The 10,467-nt window shown below is 74.6% G+C and carries 10 protein-coding genes and 1 riboswitch; of the genes, 5 read left to right on the forward strand and 5 right to left on the reverse strand.

What is annotated here, in order from left to right; all coding sequences use genetic code 11:
• Positions 1 to 159: 159 nt before the first annotated feature.
• Complete coding sequence (locus J1M40_RS05810) at positions 160 to 684, reverse strand: flavin reductase family protein (protein ID WP_070709121.1); 525 nt, start codon at positions 682 to 684, stop codon at positions 160 to 162.
• A 73-nt stretch (positions 685 to 757) separates the two neighbouring features.
• A riboswitch (SAM riboswitch) is annotated at positions 758 to 877 on the reverse strand.
• A gap of 196 nt (positions 878 to 1,073) precedes the next feature.
• On the opposite strand from J1M40_RS05810, the gene J1M40_RS12675 reads away from it, so the two are divergent.
• The gene (locus J1M40_RS12675) at positions 1,074 to 1,688 is read left to right on the forward strand and encodes a hypothetical protein (protein ID WP_241252118.1); all 615 of its coding nucleotides are present in this window, start codon (positions 1,074 to 1,076) and stop codon (positions 1,686 to 1,688) included.
• Positions 1,689 to 1,735: 47 nt separating this feature from the next.
• Here J1M40_RS12675 and J1M40_RS05820 read toward each other — a convergent pair whose 3' ends face one another.
• Positions 1,736 to 2,104: an RNA-binding S4 domain-containing protein gene (locus J1M40_RS05820; RefSeq protein WP_002855797.1), complete on the reverse strand. Its 369-nt coding sequence runs from the start codon at positions 2,102 to 2,104 to the stop codon at positions 1,736 to 1,738.
• A gap of 10 nt (positions 2,105 to 2,114) precedes the next feature.
• Positions 2,115 to 3,431 carry a histidinol dehydrogenase gene (gene hisD / locus J1M40_RS05825; RefSeq protein WP_070709126.1) on the reverse strand — a complete coding sequence of 439 codons (1,317 nt, stop codon included), beginning with the start codon at positions 3,429 to 3,431 and terminating at the stop codon, positions 2,115 to 2,117.
• A 134-nt stretch (positions 3,432 to 3,565) separates the two neighbouring features.
• Here hisD and J1M40_RS05830 point away from each other — a divergent pair, with 134 nt between their 5' ends.
• On the forward strand, positions 3,566 to 5,143 hold the full coding sequence (locus J1M40_RS05830) for a mechanosensitive ion channel family protein (RefSeq protein ID WP_161787802.1): 1,578 nt from the start codon (positions 3,566 to 3,568) through the stop codon (positions 5,141 to 5,143).
• Between the two features lie 16 nt (positions 5,144 to 5,159).
• Here J1M40_RS05830 and J1M40_RS05835 read toward each other — a convergent pair whose 3' ends face one another.
• The gene (locus J1M40_RS05835; protein ID WP_060774870.1) at positions 5,160 to 5,696 is read right to left on the reverse strand and encodes a universal stress protein; all 537 of its coding nucleotides are present in this window, start codon (positions 5,694 to 5,696) and stop codon (positions 5,160 to 5,162) included.
• 73 nt (positions 5,697 to 5,769) lie between these two features.
• Entirely contained in the window at positions 5,770 to 6,585 is an 816-nt protein-coding gene (locus tag J1M40_RS05840; RefSeq protein ID WP_070708537.1) for an MBL fold metallo-hydrolase, read from the reverse strand.
• Positions 6,586 to 6,597: 12 nt separating this feature from the next.
• Between J1M40_RS05840 and J1M40_RS05845 the strand changes: the two genes are divergently transcribed.
• The 3 genes from J1M40_RS05845 to J1M40_RS12890 all read left to right on the forward strand — a co-directional run.
• The gene (locus J1M40_RS05845) at positions 6,598 to 7,749 is read left to right on the forward strand and encodes a glutathione S-transferase family protein (RefSeq protein ID WP_206450568.1); all 1,152 of its coding nucleotides are present in this window, start codon (positions 6,598 to 6,600) and stop codon (positions 7,747 to 7,749) included.
• A 200-nt stretch (positions 7,750 to 7,949) separates the two neighbouring features.
• The gene (locus J1M40_RS05850; RefSeq protein ID WP_036338774.1) at positions 7,950 to 8,717 is read left to right on the forward strand and encodes a LamB/YcsF family protein; all 768 of its coding nucleotides are present in this window, start codon (positions 7,950 to 7,952) and stop codon (positions 8,715 to 8,717) included.
• On the forward strand, positions 8,714 to 10,467 hold a 1,754-nt coding region (locus tag J1M40_RS12890; RefSeq protein WP_206450569.1), incomplete at its 3' end, for a carboxyltransferase domain-containing protein. The genes J1M40_RS05850 and J1M40_RS12890, both read left to right, overlap by 4 nt.

Below are 10,467 nucleotides of genomic sequence, written 5' to 3' on the forward strand. Positions count from 1 at the left end.
GCGAGACTGAACCGCTTGCCCAACACTCATCGACGCCGGCGATGCCGGGCTGACGAGCAGTGAAGATGGCGGGATACAGCTTGATCAACTTCAGGCTCCATCATTGCACGGATCTCGCCGACCGGGAACCAGGGGCCCGATTGTTCACCTGGAGTTCGCTCAGAGCGCGCGCAGGCCGTGGAAGAGATTGCGGTGCAGGGCGGCCGGGGGAGCGGCGTCCGTGTGATCCGCGAAGGCCGTCACCTCCAGCAGCACCACCGTGTGGTCGCCCGCCGGGACCTCGGCGTGCACCCGCGTCTCGAGCCAGAGCGAGGAGCCCCCGAACAGCAGGGCGTCGTGCGGGCTGCGGTGCACGTCGAGACCGGCGAAGCGGTCGCCCTCGCGGGAGGCCAGCTGGCGGCACAGCGGCGTCTGGTCCGCCGCGAGCAGGGAGACGCCGATCGCCCCGGCCCGGCGCAGGCGCGGCCAGGTGCGGGAGCTGTTCTGCGCGGAGAAGGACACGAGGGCCGGCTCCCAGGAGATGCCCACGCCGAAGGAGGAGGAGACCATCACCTCGGGGACGCCGTCGGCGAGGCCTGCCAGCGCGACGACCCCGGTGGGGAAGGCCGAGAGGCCGGAGCGGAGGTTGCCGAGGGACAGGTCGGTGTCCCACGTGGCGGTGTGGGGTTCGTGGGTCAGGGTCATGGCGCGCGTCCTCTTCCGATGACTGACGCGGCTCCGCAGACGGCGGGAACGCGGATCGCCCGGATCCGCGGAGGCGCGGTACTTGCCCGTCGGGGTGTCCGAGGGGCCGAATCATCACCTGGAGCACCCCACTACTGCGTGAGAGGGTTGCCGTCCCGCCGGCCAGGGCCGTGAATGACGGGAACTCGTGATTCTGGGGTCAGCCTACGGAGGGGTCCGTGGGGCGGTCAAAGCGCCGCGGTCGCGCGGCGTCATCCGAGCTGCCCGATGTGATGCTTGACACACCGCGCATCCCCAGTCAGGATCAAGCCACTCGAGAGGGGGGGAGCTCGAGACCGCGGCCCGCGGCCCCCGCAGACGGTTCTCTTGGAAGGGATCGGATCATGCGGATGGACATCAAGAAGAAGCGTGCGGCATTGTCGGCCGCCGTGGTCGTCGCGGCTCTCCTCGGCACCGCCATCTCGGGATGCTCCGCTTCCCCGGGCAGCGTCTCCTCCACCGCGAAGGCCTCCACCGCTGCGGCGTCCTCCGTCACCCCGACGTCAGCGGCCCCCTCGGCAACCCGGTCGGCCTCCGCCACCGGTTCGTCCGCGTCGTCACCCGCCGGTGAAGAAGCACTCCCCGCCGCGCTGTTCGAGGAGGACGGGATGACGTTGGTCGAGTACACGCGCCGGCATCCGGATGCGGACCATCTCGACCCGGAGAAGGAGTCCGTCCTGGAGGAGGCGGTCGGGACGGGCACACAACAGATCACCGTGGACGCTCAACAGGGTGCGGTCCTTCGGGTCATCGTGCTGTGTCCTTCGGATGCCACCGGTGAGACGGAGATCCTGACCTCACGGGGTGGCGGGGGAACGAAGACCTGGATGGCCGGATCGGAGGCGCTGTGCGGCGGCTGGTCGGCGGCGACTCCCCCCGTGGATGAGGCGGGGCCGATGACGTTCACCGTCACGGTGGACAACGACAAGCCGTTCCGGATGGTGCTGACCGCACCCTCCGCATGAGGCCGCCATCACGACGGCGGATGACGGCGCGGGGAGGACTGAGTCGCTCAGCGTCGGTCGCGGCCGCGCAGCGCGTCCAGCTGCCGGCGGTCCCGTTTGGTGGGCCGGCCCGCGCCCCGCTCGCGGTACGGCACCGCGAGCAGCTCACGCGGCACGGGCGGCGGGGAGTGGTCCACGTACTGCTGCCGGGCCACGGGGGCACCCACCCGCTTGGCGATCAGCCCCGTGACCTCGAGGATCCGCTCGCGTCCGTCCTGGCGCACCCGCACCCGGTTCCCGACGACGACGGGCGTCGCCGCCTTCACGGGCTCGCCGTCGATGCGCACGTGGCCTGCGCGCACCGCCGCCGTCGCGGCGGACCTGGTCTTGTACAGCCGCACGGCCCACAGCCACGCGTCGATGCGGACGCCGCTCACGCCCGCCCCCTCACGCGAAGCGGGCGCGGATCGCGGCGCCGTGCGCGGGCAGGCGCTCGTCCTCGGCCAGCACGCCGATCCCGTCCGCGACCTCCTCGAGCCCGGTCTCCGTGTAGCGGATGCGCTGCTGCAGGCGCAGGAACGTCACCGTGTTCAGACCGGAGGAGTGCCGGGCCGTCCCCGAGGTGGGGAGCACATGGTTGGACCCGGCCGAGTAGTCGCCCAGCGGCACGGGGGCGTGCGGGCCCACGAACACGGCGCCGGCGTTGCGGATGCGCCCCACGAGGGCCTCGGGGTCGCGCGTCTGGATCTCGAGGTGCTCGGTGGCGTAGCGGTCGGAGACCTCCACGGCCTGGTCCATGTCCCGCACCAGCAGCACGCCAGACTGGGGGCCGGTGAGGGCCTCGCGGATCTGATCCTCGTGGAACGCCCCGGGCACCTGCGCCTCGATCGCCGCCTGCACGTCCCGGAGCAGGTCCTCGGAATCGGTGATGAGCACGGAGGCGGCCAGCGGGTCGTGCTCGGCCTGGCTGATCAGGTCCGCGGCCACCCAGTCGGCGCGGGCGGTGCCGTCCGCGATCACGGCGATCTCGCTCGGCCCGGCCTCGGCGTCCACGCCGATCACGCCCTGCAGCGCGCGCTTCGCGGCGGCCACGTACACGTTGCCGGGCCCCGTCACCAGGTCGACGGGCGCGCAGAGCCACCCGCCGTCGTCGTCCTGGACGCCGTGCGCCAGCATGGCCACGGCCTGGGCGCCGCCGGCCGCGTAGACCTCGTCCACACCCAGCAGCGCGCACGCGGCGAGCACGGTGGGGTGGGGCAGGCCGCCGTGGTCCCGCTGCGGGGGCGAGGTCACCGCGAGGCTCCCCACGCCGGCCGCCTGCGCGGGCACCACGTTCATCACCACCGAGGAGGGGTACACGGCGCGGCCGCCGGGCACGTACAGGCCCACGCGGCCCACGGGGAGCCAGTGGTTCTCGACGACGGCGCCCTCGCCCAGCTCGACCGTCGAGTCCTGGGGGTGCTGGGCGGCGTGCACGAGCCGGGCCCGGCGGATCGACTCCTCCAGCGCCGCGCGCACCCGCGGGTCGAGCCCGGCCAGGGCGGCCTCGAGCGCCTCCGCGGGCACGCGCAGGGCGGGCGGACGGACGCCGTCGAACCGCTCGGCCAGCTCCAGCAGGGTCTGCTCGCCACCGTGGCGGACCTGCTCGATGATCGGGGCGACCACCGGCACCACGGAGGACACGTCCACGTTCGCCCGCGGGATGATGCGGGACAGGTCCGCGGTGGCGGTGTCGAGCGGGCGCAGGTCGGTGACGGAGAGCACGGATTCCTCCAGAGGGGCGGCGGCGGGCCGGCGGGACGGGGCACGACGACGGCCGGGCCCGGACCGCGCGGACGGTCAGGCTCCATTGTGCTCTTCTCCGGGGCGCGTCCGGGGGCGGGTGTCAGACTGTCGTCATGGTCCTCCCCGTCCTGCCCGCCCTCGCGACCCCGCCCCTGCTGACCGCCCTGGACCGCCTCCTGGCGGGCGAGACCGTGCCGACCGGGGTGGAGGGGGACATCCAGGACGGGGCGGCCGCCACCACCCGGGCCTTCGGCGTGGAATGGGGGACGCTGCTGACCGTGCTGATGGCGTTCGCGATCGGCGCGGCGGTCGTGTACCTGGCCCTGCAGGTGGCACGCGTCGTGCTCGTGCGCCGCCCCGCGTTCCAGCACGGCGCCGCCCGGCTGAGCCTGCCGGCCGCCGTCGCCGCCGGCCTGCTGGCCTCCCGGATCTGGCTCGGGGTCATGGCCGAGGAGCAGACCTGGTACCGGCCGGCGTCGTTCCTCTTGCTCATCGCCGTGGCCGCGGCGGTCGCATGGGCCGCGTGGCGCCTGGTCGGCGTGATCGAGAAGGGGATCCTCGGCCGCTACCAGGAGACCAGCGTCGAGCACCGCCGCGAGCGACGCATCCGGACGCAGACCATCCTGATCCGGCGCATCCTCAACGCGGTGATCGTGGTGGTGGCCGTCGCCGTGGTCCTGCTGGGGGTGCCCGAGGTGCGCTCGCTCGGGGCCGGTCTGCTCGCCTCCGCCGGTGTGATCTCGGTGATCGCCGGCCTGGCCGTGCAGTCCACGCTGACCAACGTGTTCGCCGGCTTCCAGCTCGCCTTCACGGACGCGATCCGGGTGGGCGACGTGGTGGACATGGAGGGCGTGTTCGGCACCGTCGAGGAGATCACCCTGTCCAACGTGGTGCTCAAGCTCTGGGACGGTCGCCGCATGGTCTACCCGTCCTCGCACTTCACCACCCAGCCGTTCGAGAACTGGACGCGGGTGGGCACCGAGGTCTCCGGCGTCGTGGAGCTGGACGTGGACTGGCGCGTGCCCATGGACGTGCTGCGCGCACGACTCACCCAGCTGCTCGAGTCCACGGACCTGTGGGACGGACGCGAACACGCGCTGCAGGTGACCGACGCGACCGGCGGCGTCGTGCGCATCCGCGCCGTGGTCTCCGCCCGCAACTCCGGCGACCTCTGGGACCTGCGCTGCCTCGTGCGCGAGGACCTCGTGGCCTTCCTGCGCCACGAGCACCCCGAGGGCATCGTGGTGCAGCGCATGGTGGTCCGGCACCCCGCCCACGACGACGCGGCGCCCGCCTCCGAAGGCTCCGACGCGGGGGCCCGCGGTGGCGACCGGACGGGTGAGCCGGGCCCGGACGGCTCCGGGGTGGCGGCCCGCGAGCCGCGCCCGCACACCGCGCCGCTGCCGCGCGTCGACGGCGCCGATCCGCGCCCGGACACCCTCACCACACCGCTGACCCGCGTGGGCGACCACTCCGGCCTGTACACCGGCTCGATGACGGCGGTGCAGCGCAACCGCGAACTCGCCGGCCCGGGCGAGGAGGCGTTCGCCGAGCGGCGCGCCCAGCGGGCCAAGCAGGCGGCGGAGGCCGCGGCGGCGGACGAGGCCGGGCGGCGCAGCGGCGCCGGCTCCCACGCGGACGGCCTCCTCGACGACGCCGTCACGCGCCGCCGTCAGGACGACGAGGACTGAGGCCCGGCGGGAGCGCTCAGCGCTCGAGCGTCGGGTCCCCGGGATCGACGGGCGTGAGCCGACGCCGCTCGGCCATCGGCTCGGACGCGGGCAGGCCGTGGGTGGCCGGGTCCGTCTCGGCGACGTGGCTCACGGCCTCGGGCGTGTGGTCCCCGTACTGCCGGTACTCCTTCACGCACAGCACGGGCTGATCGATCTCCTGCAGCAGCTCGTCCGAGACCGATCCCATGACGAACCGGCCGAAGCCGCCGCGGCGGCGCACGCCGATGACCACGATGGACGGGTCCAGCTCCGCGGCCACGTCCTTCATCTCCTCCACCGTGGACCGGCCGCGCGCGTACTGGCGGAACTCGGCCGTCACGCCGGAGGCGTCCAACCGGGCCTGCACGCCGCGCTGCTGCTCCTCCGTGACGAGGGACTTGGTGCGGTGCTCGCCGCCGGGGCCCGCATTGACCACCACCACGTGCTCGCCGGTGGAGCGGGCGATGTCCAGGGCGGTGTCCAGAGCGGCGTCCGCGGCCTTCGAGGGGGCGTAGCCGACGAGGATGGTCATGGGGTGCCTCCGCGGGGTCGAGGGGACGGGTCTGAGGTCAGCGTAGTGCGGGCCGGGCCCGCGGCGGAGGGGCTCAGCCCTCGCGCAGGTGGCGCAGGTGCGCGGCCACCGTCTGGACGGCCACGCGGGCCACGGTGCCGGTGAGGCCGGGGTAGATGCGCGGGGCCAGGTCCTCGGGCGTGATCGTCGCCGCCTCGGTCTCGGGCAGCGCGGCCAGGGCGGCGCGGATCTGCTCCAGGCGGCCCTCGCGGTGGTGCCGGTAGTCGCGGGCGACGACGTCCAGCGGCCCCGGCACGGGCCCGTGCGCGGGCAGCACCGTGAGCGGGCCCGCCGCCTCGAGGCGGCGCAGGCTGGCCAGGTAGTCGGTGAGGGTGCCGTCCGGGTGGTCGAGCATGGTGGTGCCCGAGCCGAGGATGGTGTCGCCCGTGATGACCGCGCCGTGCGCGCCCGCGTCCGGGACGGCGAACGAGTAGGAGTCCGAGGTGTGGCCCGGGGTGTGCCACGCCAGCATCGGGGTGCCGGCGGCGTCGATCCGTTCGTCCGGCGTCAGGACGGCGGCCCCGCCGCGGCACCAGTCCGGGTCCGCGGCGCGCACGGGGGCGCCCGTGGCCGCGTGGAAGGCGTCCACCCCGCCGGTGTGGTCGGCGTGCCGGTGCGTCACCAGGATGAGCGCGATCCGGCGCCCCTCGGCCGCCGCACGGACGCGCTCGAGGTGGGCGGCGACGTCGTCCTCCGGACCCGGGTCCACCACGACGGCCGCGTCCGAGTCCGGTGCGGCGACCACGTACGTGTTGGTGCCCGCGAGGGTCATCGGGGAGGGGTTCTGGGCGGTCACGCAGCGCACCAGCGGGGCGGGCGTGGGGCCGGGCGTGGCGGTGGTCGTCGTCATAGGCTCGAGTGTATGGAGAACCAGCAGACCGGCCAGGCCGCGGACCGCGGCACCATCGACACGCGCGAGGGGTTCACGGGCAACTACGTGCAGTCCGGGGCGGAGTTCACGCGGGACACGAACTACATCGCGGACCGGATCGTGGCGGATCCGGAGGCCGTGCGGGCCCTGCCCGTGGCCGAGCCGTCCACGGTCGGCCGCGTGGGCGGCGGGCTCACCGAGGGGGCCGAGGCGTGGCCCGTCGAGGCGGGCCGCTACCGGCTCGTGGCGGCGCGGGCGTGCCCGTGGGCGAACCGGACGATCATCGTGCGGCGCCTGCTCGGCCTGGAGGACGCGATCTCGCTGGGCACCCCGGGGCCGACCCACGACGAGCGGTCCTGGACCTTCGACCTCGACGAGGGCGGGAAGGACCCCGTGCTGGGCACCGAGCGGCTCCAGGAGAACTACTTCACGCGGTTCCCGGACTACCCGCGGGGCATCACGGTGCCGGCGATCGTGGACGTGCCGACGGGCGGCGTCGTGACCAACGACTACCCGCAGATCACCCTCGACCTCTCGACGGAGTGGACCGCGTTCCACCGCGACGGCGCCCCGCAGCTGATCCCCGACGCCGGGCCGGAGCGGGACGAGATGTTCGAGGTGATCGAGCGCGTGTTCACCGAGGTGAACAACGGCGTGTACCGGTGCGGCTTCGCGGGCTCGCAGGAGGCGTACGACGCCGCGTACGAGCGGCTGTGGGCCGCGATGGACTGGCTCGAGGAGCGCCTGTCGACGCGCCGTTTCCTGATGGGGGAGCGGATCACCGAGGCCGACGTGCGGCTGTTCACCACGCTCGTGCGGTTCGACCCCGTGTACCACGGGCACTTCAAGTGCAACCGGAACAGGCTGACCGAGATGCCGGCGCTGTGGGGCTACGCGCGCGACCTGTTCCAGACCCCGGGCTTCGGCGACACGATCGACTTCGTGCAGATCAAGGAGCACTACTACGTGGTGCACGAGGACATCAACCCGACGGGCATCGTGCCCGCGGGCCCGGAGCTGGCGAGCTGGCTGAGCGAGCACGGGCGTGAGGCGTTCGGCGGGGACCCGTGGGGCGGCGGCACCGCACCCGGGCCCGTGCGCGAGGGCGAGCGCGTGGACCCGGAGCACACGCCGCTGCGGTGAGGCCGCTCGGCCCGGTCCGCAACGCGGGTTGAGTTGTCGCGGGTCCCGGGCTGGGACACCCGCGACAACTCAACCCGCGTTGGCATGCGGTGCGGGTGGGCGCCAGGGAGGCGCGCCGGGGATTGTTGAACAATCATCCCTCATGCCTCAAGATTGTGTGACCGGCACCTCAGCCGGGCCCGATCCGAGAGGACTGCACTGTGTCTCACGCGCCGCAGATCGACCTGAACTCCGACGTCGGCGAGTCCTTCGGCTCGTGGACGATGGGGGACGACGCCGCCATCATGCCCTCCGTCTCCTCCGCCAACGTCGCGTGCGGCTTCCACGCGGGCGATCCCTCGGGGATCGCCCAGACCTGCCGTGACGCGGTCGCCGCCGGCGTCACGATCGGCGCGCACGTGGGCTACCGCGACCTCGCCGGATTCGGCCGCCGCTTCCTGGACTGCACGCCCACCGAGCTGGCCGATGACGTCCTCTACCAGATCGGCGCCCTCGACGCGCTCGCCCGCGCGGCCGGCGGCCAGGTCCGCTACGTGAAGCCGCACGGCGCCCTCTACAACACGATCGTCCGTCACGAGGCGCACGCCCAGGCCGTCGTCGACGGCGTCAAGGCGTTCGGCTCCGACCTCCCGCTGCTGCTCCTGCCCGGCTCCGTCGCCCTGGACAAGGCGGCCGCCGCGGGGCTGCGCGGCGTCGCCGAGGCCTTCGCGGACCGCGGTTACAACCCGGACGGCACGCTCGTCTCCCGCCGCGAGCCCGGCGCGGTCCTCCACGACGAGGACGACGTCGCCGCCCGCATGGTGCGCCTGGCAACCGAGGGCGTCGTCGCGGCGGTGGACGGCACGGACGTGCGCGTCGACGCCGAGAGCATCTGCCTGCACGGCGACACGCCCGGCGCCGTGGCCATGGCCGCGGCCGTGCGCCGCGCGCTCGAGGGCGCGGGCGTGGCCATCAAGGCCTTCGCATGAGCGCCCCACATCACCCCGCCGCCGAGCCGCCGGCCCGCCCGATCCGCTGGGTCGGCACCCAGGGCTTCCTCGTCGAGTGCGCCTCGCTCGAGGACGTCATGGCCGTCCACGCCCACCTCACGGCCCACCCGGAGCGCGGCCAGCGCCAGGTCATGGCCGCCGCCGCGACCGTCCTGGTGACCTTCACCTCGCAGGCCGCCGCCGAGCACGCCGCACCGCGGGTCAGCACTCTCACCCCCGACGCCGGTGAGCTGACGGGGGGCCGCGTCGTCGAGATCCCCGTGGTCTACGACGGTGAGGACCTCGCCGAGGTCGGCCGGCTCACCGGGCTCGGCGTCGACGGCGTCATCCGGGCCCACAGCGAGGCCGACTGGTTCGCCGCGTTCGGCGGCTTCGCGCCGGGGTTCATGTACTGCGCCTCCGAGGCGGCCCCGTTCGAGGCGCCCCGCCGCAGCTCGCCCCGCACGGCCGTCCCCGCGGGCGCCGTCGCCGTCGCCGGGGCCTTCTCTGCCGTCTACCCGCGCACCTCGCCCGGCGGCTGGCAGCTGCTGGGGCACACCACCGCGGCCCTGTGGGACCTCGGCCGCGAGCAGCCCGCCCTGCTGCAGCCCGGCGACCGTGTCCGCTACGTCCCCGTGCGCCCGACGGCGTCCGTCACCTCCGGCACGGACGCGGCGGTCGACGCCACCCCGCCCGCCGACGCCGCGGCCGGCCTCCCGTCCGTGGCCGGCCGCCGCGGCGTCACCGTCGTGGACCCGGGGCTCCTGACCCTGGTCCAGGACCTGGGCCGCCCGGGCCTGGGCGACCTCGGCGTCGTCGTGTCCGGCGCGGCCGATCGGGACGCGGCGCGCCAGGCGAACCGGCTCGTGGGCAACCGCTCACGCGAGGCGGTGCTGGAGACCGCCCTGGGCGGCCTCACCCTCACCGCGCACGGCCACCAGGTGATGGCCCTGGCCGGCGCCGAGGCCGGCGGGACGATCACCGCGGCCGACGGCGCCACGCGCCGGGTGCCCGCCCGCACGCCGTTCGTCGTGCTGGACGGCCAGACGCTGACGGTGGACGAGCCGGTCGGCGGCCTGCGCGTGTACGTGGGCCTCCGGGGCGGGATCGACGTGCCGCCCGTGCTCGGCAGCCGCTCGACCGACACCCTGTCCGGGCTCGGCCCCGCCCCGCTGACGGCGGGGGACCGCCTCGCCCGCCGCGTCGGCCCGGATGCGAGGGGCGCCGCCGGCGCCTCCGCCGCGAGCCCGACCGCCGCCGGCGCCCCCGCCTCGGCGGAGGCCGGCGTCGCGACGGTGGGGGACCCGGAGACCTCGCTGCGCCCCATGCCCGCGCCCGGCCAGGTGGCCGTGCTGCGCGTGGTCCCCGGCCCCCGCGACGACTGGTTCGGCGAGGCGGGCCTGGAGCGGCTGTTCACGCAGGTCTGGGACGTGAGCCAGCAGACCGACCGGATCGGGGTGCGCCTCACGGCCCCCGACGACGGCGCACCGCTCGAGCGCGTGCGCGAAGGTGAGCTGAAGTCCGAGGGCGCCGTGCGCGGCGCGCTGCAGGTGCCGCCCTCGGGTGAGCCCGTCCTGTTCCTCTCCGACCATCCGGTCACCGGCGGCTACCCGGTGATCGGCGTCGTGGCCCGCGCGGACCTCAGCCTGGCGGCCCAGCTGCCGCCGGGCGCCCGCGTCCGCTTCGTCCCCCATCCCCGCCCCGGCGCCGAGACCGTCGTCGACTCCGCATCGCCCTCCGAGGAGACCCC

This window comes from Micrococcus sp. KRD026 (assembly GCF_017168445.1).
In the GTDB taxonomy this organism is placed as follows: Bacteria; Actinomycetota; Actinomycetes; order Actinomycetales; family Micrococcaceae; genus Micrococcus; species Micrococcus luteus.

What these genes read in the sequence shown, in the direction of transcription:
- J1M40_RS05810 (WP_070709121.1), bottom strand. Translation starts at nt 684, where the DNA reads ATGACCCTGACCCACGAACCCCACACCGCCACGTGGGACACCGACCTG.
- J1M40_RS12675 (WP_241252118.1), top strand. Translation starts at nt 1,074, where the DNA reads ATGGACATCAAGAAGAAGCGTGCGGCATTGTCGGCCGCCGTGGTCGTC.
- J1M40_RS05830 (WP_161787802.1), top strand. Translation starts at nt 3,566, where the DNA reads ATGGTCCTCCCCGTCCTGCCCGCCCTCGCGACCCCGCCCCTGCTGACC.
- J1M40_RS05835 (WP_060774870.1), bottom strand. Translation starts at nt 5,696, where the DNA reads ATGACCATCCTCGTCGGCTACGCCCCCTCGAAGGCCGCGGACGCCGCT.
- J1M40_RS05840 (WP_070708537.1), bottom strand. Translation starts at nt 6,585, where the DNA reads ATGACGACGACCACCGCCACGCCCGGCCCCACGCCCGCCCCGCTGGTG.
- J1M40_RS05845 (WP_206450568.1), top strand. Translation starts at nt 6,598, where the DNA reads ATGGAGAACCAGCAGACCGGCCAGGCCGCGGACCGCGGCACCATCGAC.